This is a genomic window from Ruegeria atlantica (assembly GCF_013032455.1).
GTDB classification, from domain to species: Bacteria; Pseudomonadota; Alphaproteobacteria; order Rhodobacterales; family Rhodobacteraceae; genus Ruegeria; species Ruegeria atlantica_B.
Genome location: NZ_WQCF01000001.1, coordinates 20,744 through 37,226 on the forward strand (window position 1 = coordinate 20,744; position 16,483 = coordinate 37,226).

The following is a 16,483-nucleotide window of genomic DNA, read 5'->3' on the forward strand; positions in this document are numbered from 1 at the left end:
TTCTTGGCGCTGCGGTAAGTAAATGCCGCAGTAGACGGCGGAGATGTGATCGAAGCAGGGCCAGAATGAGAGGCGAAAAGGTATGGGCGGATTTGTCAGCGGAATGATCGTGGGAACGATCGTTGTCCTGGTGTTGGGGGCAGTAATGTCTCTGAACGCACCTCTGACGAAAAAACCGGATGTGGTCACCTCGGCCCCGGAACCCGAAGTTGTGCAAGTTCCAAACTTGGCGTCCGAGTCCACCGAAGCCATCGGTGACAGCGATGTGCTTGATTTGCCGCCAGCAGCGCCTGATTCTAGTTCAAAGCAGGCGGATACATTGGCCGAGTTGTCGGATGTCGAGGTTGAGCCAGACGCGCAGCCGCTTGTGCCGGATACTTCAGTAAATTTTGACACACCCGATGCAGCAAGCTCATCTCCAGTAAACGTGCGAACAGAAGCGCCTGTTGCGCCTCAGTCTCCTCCGCTGCTGCAAGTTTCGCCGAACACTGAATCACTGCCGGATGTTTCTGTCGAAGTACCTGCCGTTCAGACCCAACCGGAAAACGCCGAGACCGAACCGAAAGCAGAGCCTGAAACGTCTGAAGTCGTGGCACAGGAACCCGAACAAAATCCGTTTGAGGACAGTCCGATTGCCGTTGAGGGGGATGAAGACACAGCACCACGCAAACTACCTCGTATCGCTTCCGTTCCACGGATTGGTGGAGGCGGCGAGGGCTCCACGTCGCCGACTATTGGACAGCGCGTGGTTCCGTTGACCGATCGCGATGCAGGTGAAGCCACTGTCGATGCGGCCGTTCCAGGAAAACCTATCGAAACCTATGCTGCGGACTTCGAAAACCCCGACTCAAAACCACTGATGTCGATCATTCTCATCGATGATGAGGGTGCCTATGGCGCTGAGGCATTAGGTGAATTTCCGTATCCTCTGACCTTTGCGGTCAGCCCGGAAGATCCCGAGGCCGCTGAAAAGATGGCGCGTCACCGTGAGGCCGGGTTCGAGGTGCTTGCACTGGCCGATCTGCCCAAAGCCGCCAGCGCGCGAGATGCTGAGGTTTCTCTGGCCGTCTGGTTGGATACCTTACCGGAAACCGTGGGCATTCTTGAGGGCGTGGAAACCGGTATTCAGGGCAACCGAAAACTGGCCGATCAGGTAGCCGAGATTGCTGCTGGCACCGGTCGCGGGCTGATCACGCAGGATAACGGATTGAACACCGTACAAAAATTGGCGGCTCGGAATGGGGTGCCGTCCGGCGTGATCTTCCGCGACATTGACGGTGCACGTCAGGATCCAAAGGTCATGCGCCGTTTCCTCGACCAGGCCGCATTCCGCGCGGGTCAGGAAGGTTCTGTTGTCATGCTTGGCAGGCTGCGTCCGGATACAATCTCGGCCCTGTTGCTGTGGGGACTCGAGGATCGGGGAAACCGTGTTGCGATGGCCCCGATTTCTGCGGTGATGATAAAGGAAGTTCAGTAAGACCTGAACAAACAAGCGGCTGCCCCCTATATGGCAGCCGTATTGTTTAGCTGTTGCCTGAGCCCGTAAATCGCGCTGCATCGGCAGCCGCACGCCGGATAGCGTTCGATTTGTGTACGGTCTCCATATACTCGGCTTCGGGATCGCTGTCGTAGACGACGCCGCCACCGGCCTGAATGTGCAGCTTGTGATCTTTCACAATGGCCGTGCGCAAGGCGATACACATATCCATGTCACCACCGGCACTGAAGTAACCGACGCCACCGCCATATACGCCGCGCTTTTCAGGCTCTAATTCGTCGATGATTTCCATCGCGCGCACTTTCGGGGCACCCGAGACGGTGCCGGCGGGCATCCCGGCAAAGAATGCATCAAGCGCGTCCTTATCCTTGGCCAGCTCTCCCACAACGTTCGACACGATATGCATCACGTGGCTATAGCGTTCGATGATAAACTCTTCGGTTGGGCGCACAGTACCGATCTTGGCCACGCGGCCTGTATCGTTGCGGCCCAGGTCCAGCAGCATCAGGTGCTCGGCCAGCTCTTTCTTGTCGGCCAGCAGGTCAACCTCGTTAGCCTTGTCCTCTTCGGGAGTGGCACCACGGGGGCGAGTGCCCGCGATGGGACGGATCGTGACCTCATCGCCGAAGACACGCACCAGAATCTCGGGGCTGGCGCCCACGACCTGAAAGCCGCCGAAGTTGAAATAGAACATGAAGGGCGACGGGTTGGTGCGCCGTAGCGAGCGATAAAGCGCAAAGGGCGGCAACGGGAAATCCTGCGTCCAGCGCTGTGCCGGGACGACCTGAAAGATGTCGCCTGCGCGGATGTATTCCTTGGCCTTCTCAACCGCTTCCATATAACCGGATTTGGTGAAATTCGACACTGGTGGTGCGACCTCGGACGCATCGCCAAGATCGCGGCTTTCTGCAGGCATAGCGCGTTCCAGATCACGTACGGCGTCCATCACGCGCTCAGCCGCTTGTGCATAGGCGGCCTTGGCAGATTGCCCTTCGCTAACCCAAGCCGGGGAAACCACGGTGACTTCGCCCTTCACGCCGTCCAGAACCGCAATAACCGACGGGCGTAGCATAATCGCATCGGGCAGGCCCAGCGGATCAGGGTTCACGTCCGGCAGATATTCGACCAGCCGCACCATGTCATAGCCCAGATAGCCAAACAGTCCCGCTGCTGCCTGTGGCAGGTCGTCGGGCAACTCGATCCGGCTTTCGGCGAGTAAAGCACGCAGGTTGTCCATCGGGTTCCCGTCCTGGGCCGAGAACGCCTCGGCATCGAACCGGGCCTCGCGATTCAGTTCAGACGTTTCACCCCGACAGCGCCAGATCAGGTCTGGTTTCATTCCGATGATGGAATACCGACCGCGCACTTCGCCACCGGTGACGGATTCCAGCATAAACGCGTCTTTCTGTGCCCCAGTCAGCTTGAGCATCAAAGAAACGGGCGTATCCAGATCAGCCGCGAGACGGGTGTAAACGACCTGATTCTCGCCGGCCTCATAGGCGCGGGCAAAGCTGTCAAACTCGGGGGTTAGGGCCATCTTCGGTCTCTTTTAGTAACTTGACTGCACGGCGTTCAACGCACGCTGATCAATGACAGGTCGTGCGCGGGTCTGTGCGTCGCGCACGTAAACGTCGAAAATGTTCTGGGCCAAAGCCTGGTTCAGCTGTGCTTCAAGCGCTGCCTTAGCCTGACGCAACTCATCGGTTTCGGCAGGTGGCAACAGCTCGTCCACTCGGACGATAAAGGCGGAACCGGAACCGGGGATAACACGCAGTTCGCCGGTGTCCATCTCAAACACCTGAGCCATGAAATCTGCGGGAACATCGTCAAGGAACGCCGTGCGGGTCAGTGCGTTTTCAATGCGGAACGGCAGGCTGGTGGCCATGAAGTCACCATCTGTTTCAAGCTGTCCCAGAACTGAATTGGCGTGTTCCTCCAGCGCTTTGTTGGTTTCCTCCAACGTCCATGCCGCAGCAACACGATCTCGCGCACTTTCGAGCGGCTCAGGGCGTTGCGGCAATACTTCGTTCAGACGCAGGGCAAAGATTGAGCCGTCCTCGAGGAAGCCAACCTCGGGGAAGTCGCCTTCGCTTACCGCTTCGGCGGCCGTGCGGAAGCCATCATAAGCCGCGACACCGTCGTCACTCTGACGTGTCCAGTCGATTTGGCCCAATTCCATCTCGGTCTCGCCTGCCAGTTCTTCCAGCGTCGCGCCACCGGCCAGCAGATCGTCGATATCCTCGGCTTGGGCTTCAATCTGACGGCGGGCGCGGTCGGCGGCCAGTTCCTCGCGCAGCGCAGGGGCGGCGTCTTCGAACGGCGTGTTGTTTTCTGCCAATGACCCGTTGATGCGGAACAAGGCGGGGCCGAAGGTCGAAGGCAAAGGCCCAACGACTGTGTCCAGATCAGCTGCAAAAACAGCGTCGGCAGCCTCGCCAAGGTCCTCACGTGTCACATCGCCCAGATCGATATCGCTGAGTTCAAGTTGGCGATCCCGCACCAGTTGTTCAAAAGACGTGCCGCCTGCTTCCAGCTGGGCTTTGGCAGTTTCGGCTGCTTCCTGGTTTGGATATGTCAGGCGTTCTACCAAACGGCGCTCGGGTTGATAGAACTCCGACGCGCGTTGATCGTAAAGGCGACGTACCGATTCCTCATCAACGTCGACACTGTCCAGCAACATGTCGGGTGACAGGATCGCATAAGTCAGTTGTTTGGTACGGGGCAGGGTGAACTGATCTTGGTTGTCCTCATAGTAAGCCTGAACCTGCTCATCCGTTGGCGCAGGCACGGTCTCGGGCAAGGCGTCTGTGTTTACGGTCGCAACCGTAAAGCTGCGGCGCGCACCGACATAGTCAGTCAAGACCTGTGTCAGGGTCGAGGGCATCTCAACCCCGCTGACAACGGCATTTTGTACAATCGTGCGAGAGGATTCTTTGCGCAGGTCAGTTTCGAAATCGGTATCCGTCATGCCGACCTGATCCAACTGGAACTGATAGGCGTCGCGGTCAAAAGTGCCGTCGACACCCTGAAAGGCTGGGATGGCGACGATTTCCTTTTGCAGGTTCGCGTCGCCGATTGAAATTCCCAGCTCACCGACTTCGTTGTCTAGGGCCGCCAGTGCCGTCAGGCGCGCCAGCGCCAATTGGTCCAGACCGAATTCATGCGCTTGCGACATTTGCAGCGGTTGTCCAGTTTGCTGTTCCACGGCACGAATTTCGCGCTGCAACTCACGAACATACTTGTTGACCGAGATATCTTCGTTCCCCACCTGTGCGACGGTGCGCACAGTGCCGGTCAGGCTGGTTGCGCCAAAACCCGCGAGGCCCAAAAACAAAAGGCCCATCAGTATCCAGACAAAGGTTTTCGATAGGTTTTTCACGCCTGCGGCCATGGTGCCCTCTTATTTTTTGGCAAGGATCTGCCCTGTCGGTTGCGGCCCTGAATACGACGCGTGTCGCCGGGGGGCAAGCTTAGAAGGACAGGGTCTGAAGCCGTTCGAATAATTGCTTGATGCCAGCCCTGTCCAGATTGGCAAAAGCTATTCGAACCTGTCGTTTTCCAGAGGGGGCTCCCTCGGGCATGAACATCGTACCGGGCAGCAGCAGAATTCCCGCCTCGGACACCAGTCGGCGGGCCAACTCGTCCGAAGGGATGTCGAACGGATGTTCGAAATAGGCGAAATACGCCCCCAGCCCGAGCAAACGCCATCCCTTGTCGGCCAGCGGTGGCAACAGATCTTCAATCGCTGCGCGGCGGTCGAGAATTTCGGCGCGTTCGCCAGCGACCCACTGTGACAGGTTTTGCATACCCCAAAGAGCCGAGAATTGACCAATCTGGCTGGGACAAATCGCGACCGTGTCCAGAAATTTTTCCACATCGCTCAGCAGATCGGCACCAGTTGCAATCGCGCCGACACGGTGGCCAGTCAGGCGGTAGGCTTTCGAGAAGGAATACAGGTGCACCAGCGTGTTTTCCCAATCCGGTTGCCCAAACAGGTCATGCGGCGGGTCGCTGCGGCTGTCGAAATCCCGATAAGTCTCATCAACCAGCAAACGCAGGCCATTTTCACGAGCCAGTTCATAGAATGCGCGGACCAGTGCAAAAGGGTATTCCACACCGCCGGGATTGTTCGGGGTCACCAAAACGATGGCGCGGGTCTTGTCAGTGATGAGGGCGCGGGCCGCGTCCACATCAGGCAAGAGGTCATCCCCGGTTTGCAAGTCAACGGCTTGAACTCCTGCCATGTCCAGCCACATTTTATGATTGAAATACCAGGGGGTTGGCAGGATGATTTCATCACCCTCATCCGTAATGGCCGAAATCGTGGCGGCAAATGCCTGATTGCAACCTGAGGTGATGGCGACCTGTTCCGTAGTGATCATGGCGCCGTAGTGATGGCCGATCTGTTCCGCCAATTCGGCGCGCAACTCAGGGTTTCCAAGAACCGGTCCATAAAGATGTGCGCGGTCTTCGTTTACCGCGAACTCGGCCATTGCTTGCCGCAGCGCCAAAGGCGGCGGGTCAACTGGTGCAGCTTGACTGACATTAATCAGGGGCTGGTCTTCAGGGAAAACCACGTCCTCCAGCCAGCGCCGCGCCTCCATCACCGGAGGGGCGAAGGTGGCGGCGGTGCGTGTGCGGTTCATACGTGGTCCCAAACTTCAGCAGCGATCAGTCGGTTCCGCGATAGGGCTCGACATATTGCAGGGCCATATCCCATGGGAAGAAAATCCACGTATCCTGGCTGACCTCGGTGATGAACGTATCCACCATTGGGCGACCCTTGGGCTTGGCGTATACAGTGGCGAAATGCGCCTTGGGATACATTGCGCGCACCAACTCCAGCGTTTTGCCGCTGTCGACTAGATCATCCACAATCAGAATGCCCTCACCATCGCCCATCAGAGCAGCATCAGGGGCCTTGAGCACTTCGGCCTCACCCTGTTCCTGATGGTGGTATGAGCGGACGCTGATTGTATCGACGGTACGAATGTCCAACTCGCGGCTGACAATCATTGCCGGAGCCATTCCGCCACGGGTGATTGCGACAACGGCGCGCCAGGCGCCGTCATCTGGTCCTTGACCGTCCAGACGCCACGCCAAGGCGCGCGAGTCGCGATGAATCTGGTCCCAACTGATGTGAAAGCCTTTTTCGTGGGGCAGGCGGTCTTTGGCGCTCATGAGTTAACCCTTTTCCATGTCCGGCGCGTCGACGGCCTTCATGCCGACGATGTGATAGCCCGAATCGACGTGCAGGTTCTCGCCGGTGACACCACTGCTGAGATCGGACAACAGGTACAGTGCGGACTTGCCTACATCGTCGATGGTCACATTGCGGCGCAGTGGCGAGTTATATTCGTTCCACTTCATGATATAGCGGAAGTCGCCAATACCGCTGGCGGCCAGCGTCTTGATCGGGCCGGCAGAGATCGAGTTCACGCGGATACCGTCCTTGCCCAGATCCTCGGCCAGATATTTGACCGATGCTTCCAGCGCGGCTTTGGCCACACCCATCACGTTATAGTGCGGCATTACCTGTTCGGCGCCGTAATAGGTCAGGGTCACGGCGCTGCCGCCGTCGGACATCAGCTTTTCTGCGCGCTTAACGACAGCGGTGAAAGAGAATACCGAAATATCCATGGTCAACTTGAAGTTGGCGCGGCTGGTATCCAGGTAACGCCCCCTCAGTTCGTTCTTGTCAGAGAAGCCGATGGCGTGAACGATAAAGTCCAGCTTTCCCCATTTCTCTTCCAGTTCTGCAAACAAAGCGTCGATTGAGTCTTCGTCTCCAACGTCGCATGGCAGCACGATGTCGCTGCCGAGTTGTGCCGCCAGCGGATCAACGCGCTTTTTCAGCGCTTCACCCTGATAGGAAAAGGCCAATTCGGCCCCAGCTTCGGACAAGGCTTTCGAGATGCCCCATGCGATTGATTTGTCGTTTGCCAGTCCCATGATGAGGCCGCGTTTGCCAGCCATCAACTGATTAGACATGTGTGGTTCTCCGCCTGTCGTCGCAATGTGTTGCGTTGGTTTATGCCATTGGTAGCGCTGCATCAAGGCCGTGCGCTCTTGCCCGCGGCGGGTTCTCGCCCTAGGGTGGATATTAAAAGTTTCCGGGGGATGGAAATGACCGAACGTGACGGCATCTTTGCCGGCGACGATCCGTTTGAAATAGCGGGCCGGTGGCTGGCCGAGGCCAATGACAGCGAGCCGAATGACCCCAATGCAATTGCGTTGGCGACGGTAGACCCGGATGGGCTGCCAAATGTACGTATGGTGCTGTTGAAAGAAATCGAACCCGCCGCGTTCGTGTTCTACACCAATTACGAAAGTGCCAAGGCGACCGAGCTTGAGTCCGCTGGAAAAGCGGCTTTTGTAATGCATTGGAAATCATTGAGGCGACAAATCCGAGTTCGTGGTACAATAACACGGGAAAGCGGGCCGCAGGCGGATGAATATTATGCCTCGCGCTCGTTAAAAAGCCGTCTGGGAGCGTGGGCTTCAAAGCAGTCTCGTCCCTTGAGTAGCCGAACTGCCCTAATGGCAGAGGTTGCGAAGGTTACTGCGAAGCTGGGACCAAACCCTCCGAGGCCGCCATTTTGGGGTGGATACAGGCTGGTGCCGTCCGAGATTGAGTTTTGGGCCGATGGTGCGTTTAGGCTGCACGATAGGTTCCAATGGCGCCGGGATCAGGTGGGCTCGGCGTGGGAAGTTCAGAGGTTGAATCCGTGATGTTCGCGTATCGTGAAATGCAACTAATAGGAAATAAAGAGTTTTTTCAGCTTGAAATTGCGAGCCAATCTCATACACATCGGACCCTTAACGAACTGTTAAAATTTGCGATGGGAAAACCGTGCCAGAAGACCTGAACAATATGTACCGCGTCCGTGGACACGTAAAATGGTTCGACCCCGCCAAGGGGTACGGATTTGTCGTGTCGGACGAGGGGGGTCCGGATATTCTGTTGCATGTGAACGTGTTGCGTAATTTTGGCCAAAGCTCGGTCGCGGATGGTGCCGGGATTGAGATCATGACGCACCGGACTGACCGTGGTGTTCAGGCGGTAGAGATTCTCAGTGTTGATCCGCCTGCGCGCACCGACTCAATGATGCTGGCAGACTTTGCCGAGTTGGACCCGGTGGTCATTGCGGAAGCACCGCTAGAGGCCGCGCGGGTGAAATGGTTCGACAAAGGTAAGGGTTTTGGCTTTGCCAATGTCTTTGGTCGGGACGAGGACGTTTTCCTGCATATTGAGGTTCTGCGTCGATCCGGGCTTGCCGATCTGCAACCGGGTGAAGCGCTGGCTATGCGCGTCATTGACGGCAAGCGTGGTCGCATGGCGGCTCAGGTACTGGCCTGGGAAGCGGCACTGGACGACTGATTCAACATGAAAAGATTCCTCGCGGTTCTTGCTGGTTTAACAATGCTATGGACCGGAGAGGTTTTGGCAGAATGTTACGCTGACCGCGTCAATCTGCGTAACGACAAGACACAAATCACCTTTAATGTAGAGTTGGCGATTAGTCGGGAAGACAGGGCGCGCGGATTGATGTTCCGTGAGTCGATACCGAAACGTTCCGGTATGTTGTTTGTGTTTGATCCGCCGCAGCGGACTGCATTCTGGATGAAAAACACCCTGATTCCTTTGGATATCATTTTTCTGGATCGCACCGGTACAGTGGTGCACGTTCATGAAAACGCGATTCCCGGAGATGAAACACTTATCGAAGGTGGGGATTCGATCTTTGCAGTGCTTGAAATCAAAGCAGGATTGGCTTCGCGGTACCTGATCACGCCAGGAACACAGATGCAGCACGAAATTTTTTCGCAAGGTCCTGCAATTTGGCCCTGTTAGGGCTTTTCAAATCAGATTGTCATCGTTAGGAACAGCGCACGGTCCGGGGCGTGGCGCAGTCTGGTAGCGCACCTGTTTTGGGTACAGGGGGTCGTAGGTTCGAATCCTGCCGCCCCGACCACTTCTTTCTCTTATGTCGATGAACCACCCATCGCTTGGAAAAGCGCGCCAAGCGCTTTGTCCAATGCTTTGCTTTCTACTGGAACTTGGGCTGAAGGGCCGTTTTTGCGTGGCACGTTGAAGAACAGTTCAGCCTCCACGCGATAACCTGATGCGTTCTTGGTCGAGGTCATACGCATCACGCTTTTAGGCAGGTCCTGCGGATATCCGCCGTAGTTGAGAATCAGATAGGCCGTAGTTTCGGGTGGCAGCAGTTCGGTGCATTCGAAAACCTGATTGCCGGTCTTTGTGAACTCTTCTCCCGGTCCGTTGCACTCGATCTCGAACGCGTCGAAGAGTTGTTCAGGATAGCTGTCAAACTGTGCGCTGCGCGTCGAAGGGGGCACATCTTGTGGTGTGCATGCCGTCATCAGGCTAAGCATTAGAGACCAGAAAAAGGCATTTCTCACGGTTGGGGCCCAGTTTTTGTCTATTTTCTGCATGCGGCCCCTTGGGTCTTTGCCCGATCGACTGTGACTTGATTCTCTTTGAGCCTAGCCATCTTACGTTGGGTTTATCAAATGCTGCTAACTCTGCTGAGAAAAACGGTTAATCCTGTTGGCGGTTCAAGGGGCTGATGGGAATGCCTGGTGGATGAACCTGTGGAGGAATCGGAATCTCCGGTGCTGGACGGCCAGAAAACAATCGGGTCAACAAAAAAGATTTCAAAAATGACAGAAAAATGGCGTTGACGATCTATGGGTGAATACGCCAGATTGTATGGGCCGAATGTGGTGCCACTAAATCTGGTAGTAAAAGCAGAATAGGGCATAGGGCGAGGGTCGGAAAGCACATTAATTAAACGTGCAACCGTATTGGCGGTTTTGCGCTGTTAGAGACAGCGCCTGATCGTTTGCGCCTTGAATTTCGGGCACGGCGGATGGGTCGCAAGAGCACCTTTGATGCCAAGGGACAAGTTGATTGAATCTAGGGCTGCGGACATGAAGATTGACAGGAAATTCACCAAATCGGGGCAAGACGCGTACGCAGAGTTGGACTTTGTTTCTGCAACGTCTGAGATTCGGAACCCGGACGGTACCATTGTCTTTCGCCTCGAAGAAATCGAAGTTCCAGCGAAATGGAGCCAAGTTGCAAGCGATGTCATCGCACAAAAGTATTTCCGTAAAGCCGGGGTTCCGTCCGCTCTGAAAAAGGTGAAAGAGAAGGACGTTCCCGAATTTCTGTGGCGTTCGGTCCCGGCAGAAGGCGCTGAATTTGGTGGGGAAACCTCGTCGAAGCAGGTCTTCGACCGGCTGGCTGGTGCATGGGCGTACTGGGGTTGGAAAGGCGGTTATTTCTCGAGCGAGGAAGACGCGCGCGCTTACTTTGACGAGATGCGCTATATGCTGGCCACCCAGCGCGCCGCGCCGAACTCGCCGCAGTGGTTCAACACCGGTCTTCACTGGGCCTACGGAATCGACGGCCCCGCTCAGGGACACCACTATGTCGATTATAAAACCGGCAAGTTGACCAAATCGAAATCCGCATACGAACATCCGCAGCCGCACGCGTGCTTCATCCAGTCTGTCGGCGATGATCTGGTCAACGAAGGCGGCATCATGGACCTGTGGGTGCGTGAAGCGCGCCTGTTCAAATACGGCTCGGGGACCGGGACCAACTTCAGCCATTTGCGTGCAGATGGCGAAGCGCTGTCGGGTGGCGGCAAGTCTTCGGGCCTCATGGGCTTTCTCAAGATCGGCGACCGCGCCGCTGGCGCGATCAAATCAGGCGGGACAACCCGTCGAGCAGCAAAGATGGTAATCGTCGATGCAGATCACCCGGACATCGAGCAATTCATCGAATGGAAGGTGATCGAAGAGCAGAAGGTGGCCTCGATCGTTGCCGGATCGAAGATGCACGAGAAGATGCTGAACGGCATTTTCGAGGCCATCCGCAGCTGGGACGGCGCGCAGGAAGACGCGTATGACCCCAACAAGAATGACAGCCTGAAGAAAGCGGTTCGCGAAGCCAAAAAGGTGGCGATCCCAGAGACTTACATCAAGCGCGTGCTGGACTACGCCAAGCAAGGCCACGACAGCATCGAATTCCCGACCTACGACACGGACTGGGATTCAGAAGCCTATAGCTCGGTCTCTGGGCAGAACTCGAACAACTCGATCCGCGTGACCAATGCGTTCCTGACCGCGGTTGAAAAAGATGCCGATTGGGAGCTGATCAATCGGACCGACGGCAAGGTTGCCAAAACCGTCAAGGCGCGGGATCTGTGGGAAAAAGTAGGCCACGCCGCTTGGGCCTGCGCCGATCCCGGCATCCAGTTCCACGACACGGTCAACGAGTGGCACACATGCCCCGAAGACGGTGAGATCCGTGGCTCGAACCCGTGCTCGGAATACATGTTCCTTGATGACACGGCCTGTAACCTAGCGTCGATGAACCTGCTGACCTTCCTGAAGGATGGTGAGTTTCAGGCCGCGGATTACATGCACGCCTCGCGTCTGTGGACCCTGACGCTGGAAATCTCAGTGACGATGGCGCAGTTCCCGTCGAAGGAAATCGCGCAGCTGTCTTATGACTTCCGTACCCTGGGTCTGGGCTACGCCAATATCGGCGGTCTGCTGATGAACATGGGCTACAGCTACGACTCGGATGAAGGGCGGGCGATCTGTGGTGCGCTGACGGCGATCATGACCGGTGTGGCCTATGCAACCTCGGCTGAGATCGCCGGAGAGCTTGGCTCGTTCAAGGGCTACGAACGGAACGCCGATCACATGCTGCGCGTCATCCGCAACCACCGCCGTGCATCGCAGGGCGTGACCGAAGGTTATGAGAAACTGGCGGTGAAGCCTGTGCCTCTGGACCACGGCAACTGCCCAGACAAGCGTCTGGTCGATCTGGCCATGTCGGCTTGGGATGAGGCGCTGAGCCTCGGTGAGAAAAACGGCTACCGCAACGCACAGGCCACCGTGATCGCGCCAACCGGCACCATCGGACTGGTGATGGATTGCGACACCACCGGGATCGAGCCGGACTTTGCGCTGGTCAAGTTCAAGAAGCTGGCCGGTGGCGGTTACTTTAAGATCATCAACCGCTCGGTGCCGTCGGCGCTGGAAAAGCTGGGATATTCCTCGGCTCAGATCGAGGAGATCGTGGGCTATGCGGTCGGCCACGGCACCATCGGCAACGCACCGGGGATCAATCACACCTCACTGACTGGCCATGGTTTTGGCCCGAACGAACTGGCTAAAGTGGACGCCGCGCTGGAGAGCGCCTTCGACATCCGGTTTGTCTTCAACCAGTGGACACTGGGCGAGGATTTCTGCACCGGCGTTCTGGGCATCCCGGCGACCAAGCTGAACGATCCAACTTTCGATCTGCTGCGCCATCTGGGGTTCACCCGCGCGGATATCGACGCGGCCAACGACCATGTCTGCGGAACCATGACTCTGGAAGGGGCTCCGCACCTTAAAGAGGAACACTACGCGATTTTCGACTGCGCAAATCCGTGCGGTAAAAAAGGCAAGCGTTTCCTTGGGGTTGATAGTCACATCACCATGATGGCGGCGGCACAGAGCTTCATTTCGGGCGCGATCTCAAAAACGATCAATATGCCCAACGACGCGACCATCGAGGACTGCCAGAAAGCATATGAACTCAGCTGGTCGCTGGGGGTGAAGGCCAACGCGCTCTATCGTGACGGCTCGAAACTGTCGCAGCCTCTGGCGGCGGCGCTGGTCGAGGATGATGATGAGGCAGCGGAAGTGCTGGAAAGCGGCTCGGCGCAGGAGAAGGCTGTAGTTCTGGCCGAGAAGGTGATCGAGAAGGTTGTGGTCAAGGAAATGATCCGCAGCCATCGCGAGAAGCTGCCGCATCGCCGCAAGGGTTATACCCAGAAAGCGATTGTTGGCGGCCACAAGGTCTATCTGCGGACCGGTGAGTTCGAAGACGGCAAGCTTGGCGAGATTTTCATCGACATGCACAAGGAAGGCGCTGGCTTCCGGGCGATGATGAACAACTTTGCCATCGCCGTGTCGGTTGGCCTGCAATACGGCGTGCCGCTGGAGGAGTTCGTCGACGCCTTCACCTTTACCAAGTTCGAACCGGCGGGGATGGTACAGGGCAACGACTCGATCAAGAACGCGACGTCGATCCTTGATTACATCTTCCGCGAACTGGCCGTGTCCTATCTGGACCGCACCGATCTGGCCCATGTGAAGCCCGAAGGCGCAACCTTCGATGATCTGGGCAGAGGCGAAGAAGACGGTTTGTCTAATGTCTCGGAAATTAGTGAAAGTGCGGCGTCCAAGTCATTGGAAGTGCTTAAGCAAATCAGTTCCACAGGTTATCTGCGTAAGCGGTTGCCGCAGGATCTGGCCGTGTTCAATGCAGGCCAGGCTGACCTGAACGGCATGGCTGAAACAGCGGCTGCATTTGAGGCTCCGGCAACGGAAACCGCCGTCGCCACAAGCATGGATGCTCGCACTAAGGCCAAAATGCAGGGCTACGAGGGTGATCCTTGTGGCGAATGCGGAAACTACACGCTGGTGCGCAACGGCACCTGCATGAAATGCAACACCTGCGGCGCGACCAGCGGGTGTAGCTAAGGCAAGCGCCCCGGCAACCCGGGGTGTAGGGACCAGGATTTCCCCCCGGACTTCCGGTCCCGACGAATACGGGGCAAGGCAAAGCCTGAGACTTACCTCTGGGCGCCTTGCTTCACTCGGCCGACATGCCCGTGTTGGCCGGGAACAGGGTGGGGCGGAATATTTGCTCCCTCCCACTCTTTCACGGGGCGGGTGCGCTCGTCCCATGCGCAGTCCAGGCCGCAGGCAAAAAAATACCGGGCGGTCAACGAAATGAGCCTGGAAGGCGAAACTGACAGGGGGCTTCGGCCCCCTTCTTCTTTTTGCCCAAAATTGGATCTCTGAGCAGAGGATTGCCTGAACAACCATGTTTCGTCGGGCAAGTGTTGCCGGCAAGGGCAGGATGAATTTTTCCAAGCGGCTCGCCGCGAACGCGACTCTGTCAAACACGCGGAGATTGGCTCGAAAGCGGCTTGAACACGCAATGCGGGTGACAGGGTATGGGTTTACATTCTTTTTGATGCTTGTCCGGACGACCAAACGAACAAATTGAATCAGGAGGCATCAAAATGAAACCGCAAACTCTGGCAACTCTGACCGCCCTTGCAATTGGATTGCCCGCGCTGGCCATCGCACAATCTGCAGCTGACGAAAATGGCGATGGTGTTTTGACCATCGAAGAGGTTCAGGCTGTATTGCCCGAAATGAATACAGACACATTTTCGGCGATGGACACAAATGGTGATGGCGCGTTGGATGAAGCAGAAATCGCTGTTGCTCAGGAAGCCGGGCTTTTGCCTGCGAGTGATGGTTGATCACTAAAGGAACGCGGCCAGATTTTTTCTGGCCGCGTTTACATTGTCTTATGAGGGTAGATGAATGTTAAATTTTTCCCGAATCTCGGCGTCCAAAAGCGGGTCGAACCGGGCCGGAGATGCTGTAGACAAAATCTCCTCCTTCCGTTTGATTGCCTTTTCGATCAGATCGGGTTTGCCTAGTTCCGCCCATTCCTTTGGTGAGGTGCGATCCCCGAAGTTGGGATAGACATAATCCGCCTGCATCCGGCCGAGTGTTGCATCGGTGCCCAGATAGTGACCCGGCCCGCCTATGCAGACCTCGGCAATCTGATCCAGTGCCAAAGTTTCATCAGTGACCTCGATGCCGCGCACGCAGCGTTGCGCCTGGCCGATCAAGTCATCGCTGAGTATCAGGCTTTCGTGGCAAAAACCCAGCAGTGAGGCGTGCATGCCTGCAGCTTCGTACACCATATTCAGCCCCGATAGGCCCGCCATGACGTTTGAGCACATTTGCTCCCAGCCGGCTTGCATGTCGGGCAATTTTGAATCTGACGCACCGGCAGCAGCTCCGCCCGGCAGATCGTAGAAACGGTGCATCTGGGCGCATCCTGCGGTTAACAGGGCCTGCTCGCCAGATCCGATGGACATCGCGCCCGTGCGCAGGTCTAGACCAAAAGGCCAAGTGCCAAAAATAGCCGGCGCACCGGGGCTTACGGCGTTTACATAAACCAAACCGGCAAGGCATTCCGCAGTGGCCTGAGTAATTGCGCCCGCGATTGTTGAGGGCGCGGTGGCCCCAGCCATCCCGGCGGACAACAGCAGAACCGGCATTCCGGCCTTGATGCACTCCTCCATCACTTCGCAGCTTTCGGTTGCGAATTTCATCGGAGGCACGACAAAGCAGTTGGAGTTTGAAACGAATGGCCGCTCTCGATACTTGTTTTCGCCACCTGCGATCATGTGGATCATCTCCATCGCGGGGGCCACATGGCTGGGTTCGGTAAACGATGTTCCGATATGTTTGAACGTGCCTGAGCAGGCGGCGTAGATCGTGTTCAGGTCCATCTCAAGGTTGTCTGGGATATCGCGACAAACCATAGGGCGCTGGACAAAGTGAATATTTTCCAACTGTTCGCAAATGCGGGCGGCATCATGCAGATCCTGAACGGTCGAGTCACGGTATTCCTGCCCATGAACGTCGACCATGCTTACTGCTGCACCGGCTGTACCGTAGTGAACCTTTGTGCCGGACAGTTCGAGGTCGGTTTTACCGTCCCGACTGTAGAGAGTGATTGTCCGATTGGCCTTGGCGATCGTGTCTTCAACCAGCGCGCGGGGGAACCGGATGCGGCCATCATCGCCAAGAATACACCCGGCGGCGACCAGATAGTCGATGCCGCTTTGGGGAGCATCCGCCAGACCAATTGTTTCAAGCGCTGTCAGAGCGGCTTGGTGGATGCGTTCGATCTGTGCTGGGGTCAGAACATTGAGAACACCACCCTCCATGCCGGGGCGGACGGGGCGCAGATGCTCGGGCAGGGCAGTGGCACGGGCAGCACGCCGCGCGGCGCGTCCACCGCTGCGGGATGTGGTGCGGGATTGATCGTTCATGGTTTGGATTCCGGAATTTGAG

General features: G+C 56.9%; 13 protein-coding genes and 1 tRNA gene. 7 read left to right on the forward strand and 7 right to left on the reverse strand.

The window, feature by feature from the left end; genetic code table 11:
* Window positions 1-82 precede the first annotated feature (82 nt).
* On the forward strand, window positions 83-1,477 hold the full coding sequence (locus GOW93_RS00120) for a divergent polysaccharide deacetylase family protein (protein ID WP_170381042.1): 1,395 nt from the start codon (window positions 83-85) through the stop codon (window positions 1,475-1,477).
* Window positions 1,478-1,523: 46 nt separating this feature from the next.
* Here the strand turns inward: GOW93_RS00120 and trpE are convergent, their stop codons facing one another.
* From trpE to fabI, 5 genes are all read right to left on the reverse strand, one after another.
* Entirely contained in the window at window positions 1,524-3,035 is a 1,512-nt protein-coding gene (gene trpE / locus GOW93_RS00125; protein WP_170381043.1) for an anthranilate synthase component I, read from the reverse strand.
* A 12-nt stretch (window positions 3,036-3,047) separates the two neighbouring features.
* Window positions 3,048-4,889: a peptidylprolyl isomerase gene (locus GOW93_RS00130; protein WP_170381044.1), complete on the reverse strand. Its 1,842-nt coding sequence runs from the start codon at window positions 4,887-4,889 to the stop codon at window positions 3,048-3,050.
* Between the two features lie 79 nt (window positions 4,890-4,968).
* Complete coding sequence (locus GOW93_RS00135) at window positions 4,969-6,144, reverse strand: aminotransferase (protein ID WP_170381045.1); 1,176 nt, start codon at window positions 6,142-6,144, stop codon at window positions 4,969-4,971.
* A gap of 25 nt (window positions 6,145-6,169) precedes the next feature.
* A complete protein-coding gene (gene gpt, locus GOW93_RS00140) occupies window positions 6,170-6,679 on the reverse strand; it encodes a xanthine phosphoribosyltransferase (protein WP_170381046.1) in 510 nt (169 codons plus the stop codon).
* Between the two features lie 3 nt (window positions 6,680-6,682).
* Window positions 6,683-7,489: an enoyl-ACP reductase FabI gene (fabI, locus tag GOW93_RS00145; RefSeq protein ID WP_170381047.1), complete on the reverse strand. Its 807-nt coding sequence runs from the start codon at window positions 7,487-7,489 to the stop codon at window positions 6,683-6,685.
* 135 nt (window positions 7,490-7,624) lie between these two features.
* Between fabI and pdxH the strand changes: the two genes are divergently transcribed.
* From pdxH to GOW93_RS00165, 4 genes are all read left to right on the forward strand, one after another.
* A complete protein-coding gene (pdxH, locus tag GOW93_RS00150; protein ID WP_170381048.1) occupies window positions 7,625-8,230 on the forward strand; it encodes a pyridoxamine 5'-phosphate oxidase in 606 nt (201 codons plus the stop codon).
* 142 nt (window positions 8,231-8,372) lie between these two features.
* Entirely contained in the window at window positions 8,373-8,879 is a 507-nt protein-coding gene (locus GOW93_RS00155) for a cold-shock protein (RefSeq protein WP_174818975.1), read from the forward strand.
* Window positions 8,880-8,885: 6 nt separating this feature from the next.
* Entirely contained in the window at window positions 8,886-9,353 is a 468-nt protein-coding gene (locus GOW93_RS00160; RefSeq protein WP_170381050.1) for a DUF192 domain-containing protein, read from the forward strand.
* Window positions 9,354-9,397: 44 nt separating this feature from the next.
* Window positions 9,398-9,474: transfer RNA gene (locus tag GOW93_RS00165), tRNA-Pro, on the forward strand.
* Between the two features lie 10 nt (window positions 9,475-9,484).
* On the opposite strand, the gene GOW93_RS00170 is transcribed toward GOW93_RS00165, so the two are convergent.
* Window positions 9,485-9,955: a hypothetical protein gene (locus GOW93_RS00170; protein ID WP_170381051.1), complete on the reverse strand. Its 471-nt coding sequence runs from the start codon at window positions 9,953-9,955 to the stop codon at window positions 9,485-9,487.
* Between the two features lie 498 nt (window positions 9,956-10,453).
* On the opposite strand from GOW93_RS00170, the gene GOW93_RS00175 reads away from it, so the two are divergent.
* Complete coding sequence (locus GOW93_RS00175) at window positions 10,454-14,074, forward strand: vitamin B12-dependent ribonucleotide reductase (RefSeq protein ID WP_170381052.1); 3,621 nt, start codon at window positions 10,454-10,456, stop codon at window positions 14,072-14,074.
* A gap of 548 nt (window positions 14,075-14,622) precedes the next feature.
* The gene (locus GOW93_RS00180; RefSeq protein ID WP_170381053.1) at window positions 14,623-14,868 is read left to right on the forward strand and encodes a hypothetical protein; all 246 of its coding nucleotides are present in this window, start codon (window positions 14,623-14,625) and stop codon (window positions 14,866-14,868) included.
* A 48-nt stretch (window positions 14,869-14,916) separates the two neighbouring features.
* Here the strand turns inward: GOW93_RS00180 and GOW93_RS00185 are convergent, their stop codons facing one another.
* Entirely contained in the window at window positions 14,917-16,461 is a 1,545-nt protein-coding gene (locus tag GOW93_RS00185) for a trimethylamine methyltransferase family protein (RefSeq protein ID WP_170381054.1), read from the reverse strand.
* Window positions 16,462-16,483 lie beyond the last annotated feature (22 nt).